Origin of the sequence: Pseudomonas sp. NPDC079367, assembly GCF_044542195.1 — a bacterium.
Classification (GTDB): Bacteria; Pseudomonadota; Gammaproteobacteria; order Pseudomonadales; family Pseudomonadaceae; genus Aquipseudomonas.
In genome coordinates this window covers 53,392-69,366 of the sequence record NZ_JBITTW010000011.1, presented here as the reverse complement: position 1 = coordinate 69,366, position 15,975 = coordinate 53,392, and the positions used below count along the sequence as shown (strand labels likewise).

16 protein-coding genes, 1 other RNA gene and 1 pseudogene are annotated in these 15,975 nt (G+C 60.9%); 11 read left to right on the top strand and 7 right to left on the bottom strand.

Going from position 1 to position 15,975, the window contains the following annotated elements; all coding sequences use genetic code 11:
* The 4 genes and pseudogenes from rho to ACIGDJ_RS12425 all read left to right on the top strand — a co-directional run.
* Positions 1-1,196, top strand: a pseudogene (rho, locus tag ACIGDJ_RS12440) (transcription termination factor Rho); the annotation flags it as partial.
* A gap of 238 nt (positions 1,197-1,434) precedes the next feature.
* Positions 1,435-2,901: a 4-hydroxy-3-polyprenylbenzoate decarboxylase gene (ubiD, locus tag ACIGDJ_RS12435; protein ID WP_039757427.1), complete on the top strand. Its 1,467-nt coding sequence runs from the start codon at positions 1,435-1,437 to the stop codon at positions 2,899-2,901.
* Entirely contained in the window at positions 2,901-3,869 is a 969-nt protein-coding gene (locus ACIGDJ_RS12430) for a CDP-6-deoxy-delta-3,4-glucoseen reductase (protein WP_397479321.1), read from the top strand. The genes ubiD and ACIGDJ_RS12430 overlap by 1 nt, the downstream gene beginning before the upstream one ends.
* Positions 3,870-4,053: 184 nt before the next feature.
* A complete protein-coding gene (locus tag ACIGDJ_RS12425; RefSeq protein WP_024014748.1) occupies positions 4,054-4,722 on the top strand; it encodes a gamma-glutamylcyclotransferase in 669 nt (222 codons plus the stop codon).
* Here ACIGDJ_RS12425 and glpT read toward each other — a convergent pair.
* Both glpT and ACIGDJ_RS12415 read right to left on the bottom strand, forming a co-directional pair.
* The gene (gene glpT, locus ACIGDJ_RS12420) at positions 4,698-6,047 is read right to left on the bottom strand and encodes a glycerol-3-phosphate transporter (RefSeq protein WP_397479320.1); all 1,350 of its coding nucleotides are present in this window, start codon (positions 6,045-6,047) and stop codon (positions 4,698-4,700) included. The genes ACIGDJ_RS12425 and glpT overlap by 25 nt on opposite strands.
* Before the next feature lie 256 nt (positions 6,048-6,303).
* Positions 6,304-7,281 carry an NADPH:quinone oxidoreductase family protein gene (locus tag ACIGDJ_RS12415; RefSeq protein ID WP_397504558.1) on the bottom strand — a complete coding sequence of 326 codons (978 nt, stop codon included), beginning with the start codon at positions 7,279-7,281 and terminating at the stop codon, positions 6,304-6,306.
* A gap of 150 nt (positions 7,282-7,431) precedes the next feature.
* Here ACIGDJ_RS12415 and ACIGDJ_RS12410 point away from each other — a divergent pair, with 150 nt between their 5' ends.
* Positions 7,432-7,839: a flagellar basal body-associated protein FliL gene (locus ACIGDJ_RS12410; RefSeq protein ID WP_056791694.1), complete on the top strand. Its 408-nt coding sequence runs from the start codon at positions 7,432-7,434 to the stop codon at positions 7,837-7,839.
* A gap of 94 nt (positions 7,840-7,933) precedes the next feature.
* Here the strand turns inward: ACIGDJ_RS12410 and ACIGDJ_RS12405 are convergent, their stop codons facing one another.
* The gene (locus tag ACIGDJ_RS12405; protein ID WP_397479318.1) at positions 7,934-8,383 is read right to left on the bottom strand and encodes an EVE domain-containing protein; all 450 of its coding nucleotides are present in this window, start codon (positions 8,381-8,383) and stop codon (positions 7,934-7,936) included.
* A gap of 197 nt (positions 8,384-8,580) precedes the next feature.
* Between ACIGDJ_RS12405 and ACIGDJ_RS12400 the strand changes: the two genes are divergently transcribed.
* On the top strand, positions 8,581-8,736 hold the full coding sequence (locus tag ACIGDJ_RS12400) for a hypothetical protein (RefSeq protein WP_090287349.1): 156 nt from the start codon (positions 8,581-8,583) through the stop codon (positions 8,734-8,736).
* 35 nt (positions 8,737-8,771) lie between these two features.
* On the opposite strand, the gene ACIGDJ_RS12395 is transcribed toward ACIGDJ_RS12400, so the two are convergent.
* From ACIGDJ_RS12395 to ACIGDJ_RS12380, 4 genes are all read right to left on the bottom strand, one after another.
* Complete coding sequence (locus tag ACIGDJ_RS12395; RefSeq protein ID WP_101161503.1) at positions 8,772-9,377, bottom strand: 5-formyltetrahydrofolate cyclo-ligase; 606 nt, start codon at positions 9,375-9,377, stop codon at positions 8,772-8,774.
* Between the two features lie 80 nt (positions 9,378-9,457).
* A non-coding RNA gene (gene ssrS / locus ACIGDJ_RS12390) (6S RNA) lies at positions 9,458-9,636 on the bottom strand.
* Between the two features lie 30 nt (positions 9,637-9,666).
* The gene (locus tag ACIGDJ_RS12385; RefSeq protein WP_056791703.1) at positions 9,667-9,984 is read right to left on the bottom strand and encodes a cell division protein ZapA; all 318 of its coding nucleotides are present in this window, start codon (positions 9,982-9,984) and stop codon (positions 9,667-9,669) included.
* Entirely contained in the window at positions 9,981-10,190 is a 210-nt protein-coding gene (locus ACIGDJ_RS12380) for a TIGR02449 family protein (protein ID WP_007911197.1), read from the bottom strand. Before ACIGDJ_RS12380 ends, ACIGDJ_RS12385 begins: the two co-directional genes overlap by 4 nt.
* A 125-nt stretch (positions 10,191-10,315) precedes the next feature.
* Here ACIGDJ_RS12380 and ACIGDJ_RS12375 point away from each other — a divergent pair, with 125 nt between their 5' ends.
* The 5 genes from ACIGDJ_RS12375 (at position 10,316) to ACIGDJ_RS12355 (ending at position 15,975) form a co-directional block, all read left to right on the top strand.
* Complete coding sequence (locus ACIGDJ_RS12375; RefSeq protein ID WP_101161501.1) at positions 10,316-10,876, top strand: YecA family protein; 561 nt, start codon at positions 10,316-10,318, stop codon at positions 10,874-10,876.
* A gap of 27 nt (positions 10,877-10,903) precedes the next feature.
* Positions 10,904-12,238 carry a Xaa-Pro aminopeptidase gene (gene pepP, locus ACIGDJ_RS12370; protein WP_101161500.1) on the top strand — a complete coding sequence of 445 codons (1,335 nt, stop codon included), beginning with the start codon at positions 10,904-10,906 and terminating at the stop codon, positions 12,236-12,238.
* Positions 12,235-13,422, top strand: a complete 1,188-nt coding sequence (gene ubiH, locus ACIGDJ_RS12365; protein WP_101161498.1) for a 2-octaprenyl-6-methoxyphenyl hydroxylase — start codon at positions 12,235-12,237, stop codon at positions 13,420-13,422. Before pepP ends, ubiH begins: the two co-directional genes overlap by 4 nt.
* A gap of 109 nt (positions 13,423-13,531) precedes the next feature.
* Complete coding sequence (locus ACIGDJ_RS12360) at positions 13,532-14,749, top strand: 2-octaprenyl-3-methyl-6-methoxy-1,4-benzoquinol hydroxylase (protein WP_178081231.1); 1,218 nt, start codon at positions 13,532-13,534, stop codon at positions 14,747-14,749.
* A gap of 221 nt (positions 14,750-14,970) precedes the next feature.
* Positions 14,971-15,975 (top strand): extracellular solute-binding protein, encoded by a 1,005-nt coding sequence (locus ACIGDJ_RS12355; RefSeq protein WP_101161494.1) that lies wholly within the window; start codon positions 14,971-14,973, stop codon positions 15,973-15,975.

The following is a 15,975-nucleotide window of genomic DNA, read 5'->3' as shown; positions in this document are numbered from 1 at the left end:
GCATAGAAAATATGGCCCGTTCGCGCTAGCAGGACGTGATTTTCTCCCTGCTGAAAAAGCACGCGAAGAGCGGCGAGGAAATCTCCGGTGATGGCGTGCTGGAGATTCTCCAGGACGGCTTCGGCTTCCTGCGCTCCGCAGACGCTTCCTACCTGGCCGGCCCGGACGATATCTACGTCTCGCCGAGCCAGATCCGCCGCTTCAACTTGCGCACCGGTGACACCATCGTTGGCAAGATCCGCCCTCCGAAGGAAGGCGAGCGGTATTTCGCCCTGCTCAAGGTCGACACGATCAACTTCGATCGTCCCGAGAACGCGAAAAACAAGATTCTCTTCGAGAACCTGACCCCGCTGTTCCCGACCGTGCGCATGAAGATGGAAGCCGGTAACGGTTCCACCGAAGACCTCACCGGTCGCGTGATCGACCTGTGTGCACCGATCGGCAAAGGCCAGCGTGGTCTGATCGTCGCACCGCCGAAAGCCGGTAAAACGATCATGCTGCAGAACATCGCAGCGAACATCGCGCGTAACAATCCTGAAGTTCACCTGATCGTGCTGTTGATCGACGAGCGTCCGGAAGAAGTGACCGAAATGCAGCGCACCGTGCGCGGCGAAGTGGTTGCCTCGACCTTCGATGAGCCGCCGACCCGTCACGTGCAGGTCGCTGAAATGGTGATCGAGAAGGCCAAGCGCCTGGTCGAACACAAGAAAGACGTGGTGATCCTGCTGGACTCCATTACCCGTCTGGCCCGTGCCTACAACACCGTGATCCCGAGCTCCGGCAAGGTATTGACCGGTGGTGTCGATGCCCACGCCCTCGAGAAGCCGAAGCGTTTCTTCGGCGCCGCGCGTAACATCGAAGAAGGCGGCTCGCTGACCATTATCGCCACCGCGCTGGTAGAAACCGGCTCGAAGATGGACGAAGTGATCTACGAAGAGTTCAAGGGTACCGGCAACATGGAACTGCCGCTGGATCGCAAGATCGCCGAGAAGCGTGTGTTCCCGGCCATCAACATCAACCGCTCCGGCACCCGCCGCGAAGAGTTGCTGACCGCCGACGACGAACTGCAGCGCATGTGGATTCTGCGCAAGCTGCTGCACCCGATGGACGAAGTTGCCGCCATCGAGTTCCTGGTCGACAAGTTGAAAACGACCAAAACCAACGACGAGTTCTTCTTGTCGATGAAGCGCAAGTAATACGCTGGCGTTTCAATAAAGGACGCTCCCGCAAGGGGGCGTTTTTTTTGCCCCGAAGAATCTCGCACCCAGCGGATATATCGGCTGATGCGCTGATTCTGCGGTGTCGGCTGCGCACTCCGGAGTCCGCAGCCTGCTCCTTCGCAGTAGCGCGCTAGCCATAATCGAGCGATGACGGGCTGCTGTTTGCCCGTCAGAGCAGGTAGGATGTACGCCTATTTTGAGGGTGCCATCGTCAATGAAATTCAAGGATCTTCGGGATTTCGTGCAGCAGCTTGAGCAGCGCGGAGAGTTGAAACGCATCCAGATTCCCGTCTCGCCGGTGCTGGAGATGACTGAGGTGTGCGATCGCACGCTACGGGCCAAAGGCCCGGCGCTGCTGTTCGAAAAACCCACCGGCTACGACATTCCGGTGCTCGGCAACCTGTTCGGCACACCCGAGCGCGTGGCCATGGGCATGGGCGCCGAGTCGGTCAGCGAACTGCGCGAAATCGGCAAGCTACTGGCGTTCCTCAAGGAGCCGGAGCCGCCGAAGGGTTTGAAGGATGCGTGGTCGAAGCTGCCGATCTTCCGCAAGATCATTTCGATGGCGCCGAAAGTGGTCAAAGATGCGGTGTGCCAGGAAGTAGTCATCGAAGGCGATGATGTCGATCTGGCAATGCTGCCGGTACAGACCTGCTGGCCCGGCGACGTCGGCCCGCTGATCACCTGGGGCCTGACGGTCACCAAAGGCCCGAACAAGGAGCGCCAGAACCTCGGCATCTACCGTCAGCAGGTGATCGGCCGCAACAAGGTGATCATGCGCTGGCTCAGCCACCGTGGCGGTGCCCTCGATTTTCGCGAGTGGTGCGAGAAGCATCCGGGCCAGCCGTTCCCGGTGTCCGTGGCCCTTGGCGCCGATCCGGCAACGATTCTCGGCGCCGTGACGCCGGTACCGGACAGCCTCTCCGAATACGCTTTCGCAGGGCTCTTGCGCGGTAACCGCACCGAACTGGTCAAGTGCCGGGGCAACGACCTGCAAGTGCCGGCCACCGCCGAAATCATCCTTGAAGGCGTGATTCATCCGGGCGAAATGGCCGATGAAGGTCCGTACGGTGACCACACCGGTTATTACAACGAAGTCGACAGCTTCCCGGTGTTCACCGTCGAGCGCATCACCCACCGGATCAAGCCGATCTATCACAGCACTTACACCGGCCGTCCGCCGGATGAGCCAGCGATTCTGGGCGTGGCGCTGAACGAAGTGTTCGTGCCGATCCTGCAGAAGCAGTTTCCCGAGATCACCGACTTCTACCTGCCGCCGGAAGGCTGCTCGTACCGCATGGCCGTGGTGACGATGAAGAAGTCGTATCCGGGGCATGCCAAGCGCGTGATGCTCGGCGTCTGGTCGTTTTTGCGACAGTTCATGTACACCAAGTTCGTTATCGTCACCGACGACGATATCAATGCCCGCGACTGGAACGACGTGATCTGGGCCATCACCACGCGCATGGATCCCAAGCGCGACACGGTGATGATCGACAACACGCCGATCGACTATCTCGACTTCGCCTCGCCGATCTCCGGCCTGGGCTCGAAAATGGGCCTGGATGCCACCCACAAGTGGCCGGGCGAAACCACCCGCGAGTGGGGCCGCGTGATCGTCAAGGACGACGCCGTCACCCAGCGGATCGATGCCATCTGGAATCAGTTAGGAATAGATTGATGCGTGTAACCCTGCAGCCTTCCGGAGCGGTGCTCGAGATACAACCCGGTGAGCGGATTCTCGACGGCGCGCGGCGCCTGGGCTTTGATTGCCCGCAAAGCTGCCGCAACGGCAATTGCCACGTGTGTGCCGCGCTGCTGGTCGAGGGCCGTGTCGAGCAGGCCGGCAAAGTTCGCGACCACGGCGAGTTCTACACCTGCATCGCTGAACCGCTGGAAGACTGCGTGCTGCTGTGGGATGGCGTGCTCGCGCTGGGGGAGCTGCCGGTGCGCAGCCTGTCGTGTCAGGTCATCGAGTGTCGCGAGGTGGGCGGCGACACCTGGCGCGTGCGTCTGCGTGCACCGGCCGGCAAGCCGCCGCGCTATCACGCCGGGCAGTATTTGATGATCGAGCGCGAGAGCGGCGAGAAATCGGCGTTCTCCATGGCTTCGGCACCCCACGGCGGACGTGATCTGGAAATCCATGTGCTGGCGCGCGAAGCCAGTGCGCTGAGCCTGATCGAGCAGTTGCAACGCAACCCGATGGTGCGCGTCGAGCTGCCGTTCGGCGACACGCATCTGGCCGAATTGCCGGACGGCCCGTTGGTCTTGATCGCCGCTGGCACCGGTATGGGCCAGATCCACAGCCTCATCGAGCATTGCCGTGCCGAAGGCTTCAAGCATCCGGTGCATCTGTACTGGGGCGTGCGCCGTCCGGAAGATTTCTATCAAATCGAGCACTGGGACGAATGGCTGAAGTTGCCCAATCTGTTTCTGCACAAGGTCGTCAGCGATCAGTGCGGCTGGGAAGGGCGTTGCGGCATGTTGCATGAGGCGGTTTGCGAGGACTTCCCCGATCTGAAGCCGCTGCACGTCTATGCCAGCGGTTCGCCGGCGATGGTCTACGGCACGCTGGATGCGCTCGTCGAGGCGGGCATGGATGCGCACCAGATGCGTGCCGACGTGTTCGCCTACGCGCCGCGCTCCTGATACTTATAACTTGGTATATAGCCGATTGGTATTTATGCAATTGCATAAATACCGCTAGGTTATATATCAATCAGGCAATTAATCAGTGGCACTTAATTTGCCTTAAAACATATGTGCCTTATTGTTACAGCGGTGCGTTCTATTAAGTAATTCATCACCCGCGGGGAGCTGAACGCTATTCGCCATGAGCGCCATTGAAAACGCAATTCTGAACCTGGCTTACCCTCCACGGCTCGATCTTGGGCCGCAGCTGACGCACGAACAACTTCTCGCTTCCATGCAATCGACCATGGCGCGCCACAAGGGCGGGCCGGTGTGGCTGTTCGCCTATGGCTCGCTGATCTGGCGTCCGGAATGCACAGCAGTGGAGCGCATGCGCGGTCGCGTGCATGGTTATCATCGCGGCTTGTACCTGTGGTCTCACGAGCACCGTGGGACGCCGGAAATGCCCGGGCTCGTATTCGGTCTGGATCGTGGCGGGTCGTGCAGCGGTTTTGCCTACCGCTTGCCGGAAGACAATCTCGATACCGCGCTGTACGCCTTGTGGAAACGCGAGATGCCGTTCCCGTCGTATCGCCCGCACTGGCTCAATTGCCGGCTCGAGGATGGCACTCAGGTGCAGGCCTTGGGATTTGTTCTGGAGCGTCACCTGCCGAGCTATGCCGGCAACTTGCCGGATCATGTGCTCAGCCAGGTGTTCGCCAGCGCCAGCGGGCGTTACGGCACGACTCGTGATTATGTCGAGCAGACCGCGCACGCCCTGCGCAGCCACGCCATGCCAGACCGCAATCTGGAGGCGCGGCTCAAGCGCTGTAAATCACACAGTGATCAGGCGACCGCGTCACGGCTCTGACTGGCGACTTGCTTGTGCCATAGCGTCGGCGCAAGGAAGGCCATCGCCAGCAGGCAGGCGCCGACCAGCAGGACGAAACCGCCATCCCAGCCGAAATGGTCAACGGTGTAGCCCATTGCCGCACTGGCCGCGACCGAACCGCCCAGATAACCGAACAGACCGGTGAAGCCCGCTGCGGTGCCGGCGGCTTTCTTCGGCGCCAGTTCCAGCGCTTGCAGGCCGATCAGCATCACCGGGCCGTAGATCAGGAAGCCGATCGACAACAGGGCGATCATATCGACCATCGGGTTGCCGGCCGGATTGAGCCAGTACACCAGAGTCGCCACAGTCACCAGGGCCATGAACACCATGCCGGTCAGGCCACGGTTGCCACGGAAGATTTTGTCGGACATCCAGCCGCACAGCAGCGTGCCCGGAATGCCTGCCCACTCATAGAAGAAATACGCCCACGAGGTTTTATCCACGGTGAAGCCCTTGGCTTCCTTCAGATAAGTCGGCGCCCAGTCCAGCACGCCGTAGCGCAGCAGGTAGACGAAGACGTTGGCGAGGGCGATGTACCAAAGCATTTTGTTGCGCAGCACGTACTTGACGAAGATTTCCTTGGCGCTGAATTCGTCTTCGTGGCTGGCATCGTAGCCTTCAGGGTAATCGTTCTTGTACTGCTCGATCGGCGGCAGGCCGACCGATTGCGGGGTGTCGCGCATGGTGATGAACGCGAACACCGCCACGCCCAGCGCCACCGCCGCCGGCACATAGAACGCCGCGTGCCAGTCGTTGAACAGGCCCATGCCGAGCAGGAACAGCGGGCCGATCAGGCCGCCACCGACGTTGTGCGCCACGTTCCACACCGACACTACCCCACCGCGTTCCTTCTGCGACCACCAGTGCACCATGGTCCGCCCGCTCGGCGGCCAGCCCATGCCCTGCGCCCAACCGTTGATGAACAACAGGATGAACATCATGGTCACGCTGGACGTGGCCCACGGCGCGAAACCGAAAATGAACATCACCCCGGCCGAGACCAGTAGACCGAACGGCAGGAAGAAGCGCGGGTTGGAGCGGTCGGACACCAGGCCCATGAGGAACTTCGACAGACCGTAAGCGATGGCAATCGCCGACATCGCCAGGCCGAGGTCGCCGCGGCTGTAGCCTTCGTCGATCAGGTATGGCATGGCCAGGGAGAAGTTCTTGCGCAGCAGGTAGTAACCGGCGTAGCCGATAAAGATACCGGCGAAGATCTGCCAGCGCAGGCGACGGTAGGTGCTGTCTATTTTTTCTTCAGGCAATGGAGCCTGATGTGCGGCGGGACGAAAGAAAGCAAACATTCAAGAGCTCCAGTTTTATTGTTTTGACTGCGGATGCGAATGTTACAGTTTCGTTACCGAAAATAGCATCGCTTCATGTCGGCTAAAAAGCGGAAATGTGGGCAGCCGAGCGTTCCTTTATGAACATGTCGCTCTGAGACAAGTACCGGGCGCTGAGGGAATGGTGACTCGGGTGGGTTTCTGCGGTTTGACGGATAGAAGAGGCAGACCTCAACGATAAAGCGATCCGGATTGCTGCTCCGGATCGCTCCATGTTTTAACGAACCTGAACGACAACCTTGCCCACAGCCTTGCGCTGGCCAAGATCATTGATCGCCTGCGCGGCATTGCTCAGCGGATAGACCTGCGATACCAGTGGTTTGAGCTTGCCCTCGGCAAACCAGCCGAACAGCTGCTGAAAGTTGGCTGCATTGTCCTGGGGCTGGCGCTGGGCGAACGAGCCCCAGAACACGCCGAGCACTGCCGCGCCTTTGAGCAGGGCGAGGTTGACCGGCAATTGCGGGATGCGTCCGCTGGCGAAGCCGACCACCAGCAGGCGGCCGTTCCAGGCGATGGCGCGGATGGCCTGGTCGAACAGGTCGCCGCCGACCGGGTCGTAAATCACGTCGGCGCCCTGGCCATCGGTGAGGCGTTTGATTTCGTCCTTCAGATTGCCTTCGCTGTAATTGATCAACTCATCGGCGCCGGCCGCTTTGGCCACTGCGAGTTTCTCGGCGCTGCTGGCTGCAGCGATCACGCGTGCGCCCATGGCTTTGCCGATTTCCACAGCGGCGAGACCGACACCGCCAGAGGCGCCGAGCACCAGCAGGGTTTCGCCCGGTTGCAGGTTGGCGCGTTGCTTGAGCGCGTGCATCGATGTGCCGTAAGTCATGCTGAATGCAGCGGCGATGTCGAAATCCATCGATGGCGGAATCGGCAGCACGTTGTAGCCCGGCACCGCGACCTGCTCGGCAAAACTGCCCCAGCCGGTCAGGGCCATGACCCGGTCGCCGACCTTGAGGTGGCTGACCTTTTCCCCTACTTCGCGCACCACGCCGGCCGCTTCACCGCCTGGCGAGAACGGGAAGGGCGGTTTGAACTGGTATTTGCCCTCGATGATCAGCGTGTCCGGGAAGTTGACCCCGGCGGCGTGCACCTCCAGCAGGATTTCATTCTTCTTGGCGACAGGATTGGCGACGTCTTCCAGCACCAGCGATTCGGCAGGGCCGAAGGCTTTGCACAGCACGGCTTTCATCAGGGCTATTCCTTTGGGAGTGATGGCCGATAAGTGTAGGTGTGTGAATCAACGGGTCAACGAGCATGCCCGACCCTGATAGTCAGGCATAAGCTTGTGCTTGCGCGGCGGGTCGTTATGCTAGGCCGCAAAACGGATAAGGAGCGAATTGTGAAAGCGTGGATCATGTTGTTGCTGGCCCTGTCTCTGCCTGTGGCAGCACTGGCCGAAGAAGCCAAAGAAGGCGAGGCGCCGAAGGTCAATTACATCACCCTGAGCCCGCCGTTCGTCGGCAACTATGGCCTCGACGGCACCGCCAAACTCAAGGTCTACAAGGCCGATGTGGCCCTGCGCGTCACCGGCGAAGAAGCGACCAAACTGGTCAAGGCCAACGAGCCGCTGATCCGCAATCAGCTGGTGGCGCTGTTCACTCAGCAGTCGACCGAGGCGATGGGCAGCATTGAAGGCAAGGAAAAGCTGCGGCAGGAAGCGTTGAAGCAGACCCAGCAGGTCATGAATGACGAGACCGGCAAGCCAGTGGTTGAGGATCTGTTGTTCAACAACCTGATCATCCAGTAAGTCTTAAAAGTCAAAAGATCGCAGCCTTCGGCAGCTCCTACCCTGGAATACGTTTCCCTGTTGGAGCTGCCGAAGGCTGCGATCTTTTTGCGCGTTAACGCAACGCAATTACCGCCGCCCACTGCTCCGGCGTCACCGGCATCACCGATAATCGCGATCCTTTCTGCACCAGTGGCATCTCGGCCAGCGCGGTCTGCTGCTTCAGATAATCCAGTTTCAGCACTCGCGCAAAGGTCTCGACATGCTCGACATCAATCGCGCTCCAGGCATTTTTCTCCGCCGTAGCCTTGGGATCGAAGTATTCACTTTCCGGCTCCAGAGCGGTGGGATCCGGGTACGCCGCTTCGATGATCCTGCCGATGCCGGCAATTCCCGGTTCCGGGCAACTGGAATGGTAGAAAAAGAATTCATCGCCTACCGCCATCGCCCGCAGGAAATTGCGCGCCTGATAATTGCGAACCCCGTCCCAGCGCGCCTTGCCGAGCTTTTCCAGACCCTTGATCGAAAGTTCGTCGGGCTCTGATTTCATCAGCCAATAGGCCATGTCGTGTGCTCCTGAAGCGGTCATTGGGCAGGTTGTCGGGCAATTTTATGACAAACCGACAGTCGGTTGACGCCAGCGTTTGCGCACAGGTTCACGTTGCCGCAAAATGCCGGCCTTTAAAGCTTGACGCTGCTGCACGGCCTACGAACGGAAACCGCTGCTGTCATCGTGATGATGTGCCTTGAGGGGGGCAATCGATGAAACGCAAACCGGATTTGCTATGGACTTTGGTAATTTTGTTTGGCCTGGGCGTGGTGACCACCGGTTACGCGCAGAGCCTGTGGGCGAACAAGGCTGATGCACCGATTGAGATTGCACAACAAGTGCAACAGTCGACTGCTTTCAAACGCTGAACCTGTCTCTTCGACGCCGCTGTTCCGTGCGGCGTCTACTCTGCGAAATACCATGCCTTGTCGGTGACCGTGCCTTGTAACGGGACATCCCAGCTCGCCTGCGCCAAACGCTCGACCTTCTGACACTCATGGGCCAGGCCCAGCAGTGTCGGCTTGCGCCAGTTCTGGCGCCGGGCCAGGTAGGCAAGGCTGCGATCATAGAACCCGCCGCCCATGCCCAGTCGTCCACCGACATCGTCAAACCCCACCAGCGGCAAGAGCACCAGATCCAGCGCCCAGACCTTGCGTTGCCGAGCCAGATTGGCGCGGGGCTCAAGAATCCGGAAACGATTAGGGGTCAGCTTTTCGCCGGGACGAATGCGCTGGAAGACCATTTTGGTTCGCGGCCAGGCGCTGAGTACCGGCAGATAAGTTGCCTTGCCGCGACGCTGGGCTTCGCGCAGCAGCAAGCGCGGATCGATTTCACCGTCGGTAGGCAAATACAGAGAGAGATGTTTCGCCCGCCGAAAGTGCGGGTCTTGGGCCAATTGCCGGAACAGGCACTTGGCAGCCTGACGTTGTTGGCCCGGCGTCAATGCGCGGCGCGCCTTGCGCAGCAGGCGGCGAAGTTGCGGGCGGGGCAGCAGCGCGGGTTCGGTCATGGTTCGGCTTCGGCAGGTGGATGCAAAAACGTACGCATAAAAAATCCGATGTCGGCATACACCGACATCGGATTCGAATCAGGCTCCCCGGATGAACCGCTGTCAACTCAGCCCTTGAACCCGAAAGTTCAAGGTGGAAGAAGCAGTAGACTTTAAGGCTTTCCGTCTAGCGGACATGCACACCAGCCCAACGTGCAACTTCCAGGGTAGTGCGAATCGGCTCCGGGACATCGTCAACTGGCAAGCACCCCAGGGAGTGCCGCGAGTATACCTCAAGCTGCCAGTCGAATCAGCCCTTGACGGTGTTCTGATCGTCGGCCAGGACCAGATCGACACGATCGAGCAAGTCGCGCACCTGTTCGCGGGTCGAACCGCTGGCCTGGATGTCCGGGCGCTCTTCTTTGTGCAACAGGTCGTGGGTGATGTTCAGCGCGGCCATCACGGCAATGCGGTCGGCGCCGATGACTTTGCCGCTGCTGCGGATCTCGCGCATCTTGCCGTCCAGGTAACGTGCGGCGCTGACCAGATTGCTGCGTTCTTCCGGCGGGCAGATGATCGAATACTCTTTGTCGAGGATCTGCACGGTAACGCTATTGCTTGAACTCATGAGTCTTGCTCCAGGGCCTTGAGGCGCGAAATCATCGATTCGACCTTACGCCGGGCGATTTCGTTTTTTTCAATGAGGTGAGCGCGTTCCTCGCGCCAGGTTTTTTCCTGAGCTAGTAAGAGTGCGTTTTGACTCTTAAGTTGCTCGACTCGGCCAATCAGCAGTTCGAGTCTGGCCATCAGCGCTTGCAGGTCGGTGTCTTCCATTGGGTCCACGTGTTCGTCTGATGGGTGGTGACTGGCGGACAGCCTTTAATGGTCTTGGCGGGGCTGTCGATGTAGGATACAAGGCCTTCATTCTAGACATAGCGCCGTCTGGCGCCTAGCTGCCCATGACCATTGCGAATTCCCCGTACCAAGCCTTTGCCACCCTGCTGACTGCCAGCGGCCACAACGTCTCGCCTGCCGAGCTGCACGGCGTGCTGCTCGGGCGCAGTTGCGCCGGGGCCGGCTTCGATCACGAAGGCTGGCTGATCGACGCCGCCGAACTGCTCGAAGGCGACATCCAGGACAACGTCCGCAATGCCCTGATCGGCCTGCAGGAGATGGTCAAAGGCGAACTGACCGGCGACGACGTCACCGTCGTTCTGCTGCTGCCGACCGATGATGCGCCGCTGGCCGAACGCGCTGCTGCACTGGGCGAGTGGTGTCAGGGCTTTCTCAGCGGTTTCGGCCTGAACTGCCGCGACAGCAGCATGCTCAGCACCGAAGCCACCGAAGTGCTGCAGGATCTGGCGGCCATTTCCCAGGTGCAGGATGCACTGGAAGAGTCCGAAGACGGCGAATCCGACTACATGGAAGTCATGGAATACCTGCGCGTCGCGCCGCTGTTGCTGTTTTCGGAAACCAAGAAAGCCGACGTGCCGCCAGCCGCCAAGCCGTCGCTGCATTAATCGCGTGCCAGGGAAAACCATCTGCCCATGACCCATATCCCCAAAGCGGAATACAGCCGGCGCCGCAGGGCGCTGATGGCGCAGATGGAACCCAACAGCATCGCGATCCTGCCCGCCGCCGCGGTGGCGATCCGCAATCGCGACGTCGAGCATGTCTACCGTCAGGACAGCGACTTCCAATACCTCAGCGGTTTTCCCGAGCCACAAGCCGTCATCGTCCTGATGCCCGGCCGCGAGCACGGCGAGTACATCCTGTTCTGCCGTGAACGCAATGCCGAGCGCGAATTGTGGGATGGCCTGCGCGCGGGGCAGGAAGGCGCGATCCGTGAGTACGGCGCCGACGACGCCTTTCCCATCACCGACATCGACGACATCCTTCCGGGCCTGATCGAAGGCCGCGACCGGGTGTATTCGGCGATGGGCAGCAACCCCGAGTTTGATCGGCACCTGATGGACTGGATCAACGTGATCCGTTCCAAGGCGCACCTCGGCGCGCAACCGCCGAATGAGTTCGTTGCCCTGGATCATCTGCTGCACGACATGCGCCTGTATAAATCGGCGGCAGAAGTGAAGGTGATGCGCGAAGCCGCGCGGATCTCGGCGCAAGCGCATATCCGCGCGATGCAGGCCAGTCGTCCGGGGCTGTATGAATACAGCCTCGAAGCCGAACTGGATTATGAATTCCGCAAGGGCGGGGCGAAGATGCCGGCCTACGGTTCGATCGTCGCCGCCGGGCGCAACAGTTGCATCCTGCATTACCAGCAGAATGACGCGTTGCTCAAGGACGGCGATCTGGTGTTGATCGACGCCGGTTGCGAGATTGACTGCTACGCCAGCGACATCACCCGCACCTGGCCGGTCAACGGCAGGTTTTCGCCGGAGCAGAAGGCGATCTACGAGTTGGTGCTGGCTTCGCAAGAAGCGGCGTTCGCCGAGATTGCACCGAACAAGCACTGGAACCAGGCGCACGAAGCCACGGTGCGGGTGATCACCACGGGTCTGGTCAAGCTCGGTTTGCTGCAGGGCAACGTTGACGAACTGATCGCCAGCGAAGCCTACAAGGCTTTTTACATGCACCGCGCCGGCCACTGGCTGGGCATGGATGTGCATGATGTTGGCGAGTACAAGGTCGGCGGCGAATGGCGCGTGCTGGAAGTCGGCATGGCGCTGACCGTGGAGCCGGGCATCTACATCGCGGCGGACAATCAGAACGTGGCGAAGAAATGGCGTGGCATTGGCGTGCGCATCGAGGATGACGTGGTCGTGACCCGATCCGGTTGTGAAATTCTCACCAGCGGCGTGCCAAAAACCGTCGCCGAGATCGAAGCGCTGATGGCACAAGCAAGGACACACGCAGCATGAGTCGAGTCAATCTGGCAATCATCGGTGGCGGTCTGGTCGGCGCCAGTCTGGCGTTGGCCTTGCAGGCCGGGGCCAAGGCCCGTGGCTGGAAAATCGTCCTGATCGAACCTTTCGCCCCCGGCGATAGCTGGCAGCCGAGCTACGACGCACGCTCCTCGGCGCTGTCGTTCGGCTCGCGGCAGATTTATCAGCGTCTGGGCGTCTGGCAGGAAATTTCCCGCCGTGCCGAGCCGATCAAACAGATTCACGTTTCCGACCGTGGCCGCTTTTCCACCGCGCGCTTGTCGGCGATGGAAGAAGGCGTGCCCGCGCTCGGTTACGTGGTGGAAAACGCCTGGCTCGGCCAGTGCCTGTGGCAACACCTGGACAAAGACGTCATCACTTGGCGCTGCCCGGCGGAAGTCACGCGCATGGAGCCGTTGGCCGATGGCTATCGCCTGACCCTCAACGATGAAAGCACGCTGGAATGCGACCTCGCCGTGCTCGCTGATGGCGGTCGTTCCGGGTTGCGCGAACAGCTGGGCATCAACGTGCGCACGCGTCCATACAACCAGAGCGCGCTGATCGCCAACATCACCCCGAGCGAAGCGCACAACGGCATGGCGTTCGAGCGCTTCACCGACGAAGGGCCGATGGCCTTGCTACCGTTGCCGGACAACCGTTGCGCACTGGTCTGGACGCGTCTGGGCATGGACGCGCAGCGTCTGGCCGAGTTGAGTGAGCGGGAATTTCTCAGCGAATTGCAGGGTGTGTTCGGTTACCGCCTCGGCACGCTGAAACAGGTCGGCGCGCGGCACCTGTATCCGCTTTCGCTGGTTGAAGCCGAAGAGCAGGTGCGTTCGCATCTGGCCGTGCTCGGCAACGCCGCGCACAGCCTGCACCCGATCGCCGGCCAGGGTTTCAACCTGTCGCTGCGCGACGCCGATGCTCTGGCCGCCGCGCTGCTGGGCAGCGAAAAAGCGCTGGGCGACTTTGCCACGTTGCAGGCCTATCGCGAACGGCAGCGCCTCGATCAGGACCTCACCGTGGGTTTTTCCGATCAGGTCACACGCCTGTTCGGCAGCACCCAGCCGCTGGTGTCGCTGGGGCGCAACCTCGGCCTGCTCGGCCTCGACCTGCTGCCGCCGGCCAAACGCTGGTTCGCCCGGCAGGCAATGGGCCTGGGAACACGCCCGGATGCTTGAGTGGCGGAGCGGCACTTTCAATTTCAGGATCGCGCCGCCAACGGGTGCGCTCGGTAAAAACCCTTACGTGCGGCGCAAGCCGCAAGCTAGACAGGCCTAAAGCATGGAAATGCGTGCAGATCTGCTGATTGTCGGAGCCGGAATGGTCGGCAGCGCCCTGGCGCTGGCGCTACAGGACAGCGGCCTGGAAGTATTGCTGCTCGACGGCAGCGCCCTGAGCGTGAAACCGTTCGATGCCGAAGCGGCGTTCGAACCGCGCGTCAGTGCATTGTCGGCGGCGAGCCAGCGCATCCTCGAACGCCTCGGCGTCTGGGATGGCATCGTCCAACGGCGCAGCAGCCCGTACACCGACATGCACGTCTGGGACGGCAGCGGCACCGGGCAGATTCATTTCTCGGCGAGCAGCGTGCATGCCGATGTGCTCGGTCACATTGTCGAAAACCGCGTGGTGCAGGATGCTTTGCTCGAGCGTTTGCACGATTGCGATCTGGGCCTTCTCGCCAATGCGCGGCTGGAGCAGATGCGTCGCTCCGGCGATGACTGGCTGTTGACGCTGGCCGATGGCCGCTCCTTGCGCGCGCCGCTGGTGATCGCGGCCGACGGCGCCAATTCCGCTGTGCGCCGTCTCACCGGCGTGGCGACTCGCGAGTGGGATTATTTGCACCATGCGATCGTCACCAGCGTGCGCTGCACTCAGGCGCACCGCAAAACCGCGTGGCAGCGTTTTACCGATCACGGGCCGTTGGCGTTTCTGCCGCTGGAGCGTGATGGTCAGCAGGACTGGTGCTCGATCGTCTGGTCGACCACGCCAAGTGAAGCCGAACGCTTGATGGCGCTAGACGACGTTGCGTTTTGCGCTGAGCTGGAGCGGGCCTTCGAAGGGCGCCTGGGTGAGGTGATCAGTGCCGATCCGCGCCTGTGCGTACCGCTGCGTCAGCGCCACGCCAAACGCTATGTCGCGCAAGGCCTGGCGTTGATCGGTGATGCGGCGCACACCATTCACCCGTTGGCCGGGCAGGGTGTGAACCTTGGGTTCCTCGATGCGGCGGTGCTGGCGCAAGTGTTGCTGCAGGCGCATGAGCGTGGCGAGTCACTGGCAGACGTCAAGGTCCTGAGCCGTTATGAGCGTCGGCGCATGCCGCACAATCTGGCGCTGATGGCCGCGATGGAGGGCTTTGAGCGGTTGTTCCAGGCTGATCCGCTGCCGCTGCGCTGGTTGCGTAATACCGGGTTGAAGGTGGTAGAGCGGATGCCGGAGGCGAAGGCGTTGTTTGTGCGCGAGGCGTTGGGGTTGACGGGTGACCTCCCAGCCCTGGCAAAGCCTTAGTTGTCTATCGAGGCTTACGGCCTCTTCGCGAGCAAGCCCGCTCCCACAGTTCAAATGCATTCCAACTGTGGGAGCGGGCTTGCTCGCGAAGGCGTCAGTCCAGTCACCGCAACATTCAGCCTGTGCAACATCTGGTAACGCCTTCCCCCAGTGTTCGATTGTGGTGGTAAATGTGAGTCCTTATCATTTGGCCCACATTTCCCGACCGAGAGACCACTCCCATGTTGGCACCCAAGCGTCTTCTGACCGCACTGGCCTTGACCCTGATCGGCAGCACTGCTGCCCAGGCTGCCGATGAGGTGGTGGTTTACTCGTCGCGCATCGACGAGCTGATCAAACCGGTGTTCGATGCCTACACCGCCAAGACCGGGGTGAGGATCAAGTTCATCACCGACAAGGAAGCGCCATTGATGCAGCGCATCAAGGCCGAAGGCGAGAACGCTACCGCCGACCTGCTGCTCACGGTTGATGCCGGCAACCTGTGGCAGGCCGAGCAAATGGGCATCCTCCAGCCATTCACCTCGAAAACCATCGACACCAACATTCCCCAGCAATATCGCTCGTCCACCCACGCCTGGACCGGCCTGAGCCTGCGCGCGCGGACCATCGCGTACTCCACCGAACGGGTGAAACCGGGCGAGCTGACCACCTACGAAGCGTTGGCCGACAAGAATTGGGAAGGCCGCCTGTGCCTGCGCACGGCGAAGAAGGTCTACAACCAGTCGCTGACCGCGACCATGATCGAAGTCCACGGCGCCGAGAAGACCGAGAAAATTCTCAAGGGCTGGGTCAACAACCTGTCCACCGACGTGTTCTCCGATGACGTTGCGGTGCTGGAAGCGATCAGTGCCGGGCAGTGTGATGTCGGCATCGTCAACACCTACTATTACGGCCGCCTGCACAAGCAGAAGCCTGAACTGCCGGTGAAACTGTTCTGGCCGAATCAGGCCGATCGCGGCGTGCATGTGAATCTGTCGGGCATCGGCCTGACCAAACACGCACCGCACCCGGAAGCGGCCAAGGCATTGGTTGAATGGATGACCACGCCAGAGGCGCAGAAAATTTTCGCCGACGTGAACCAGGAATTCCCGGCCAACCCGGCAGTGGCGCCATCGGAAGAAGTGGCGGCGTGGGGCAAGTTTGTTGCCGATACCTTGCCGGTTGAGGTGGCGGGCAAACGCCAGGCCGAAGCGATCCGGATGATGGATCGGGCTGGGTGGAACTGA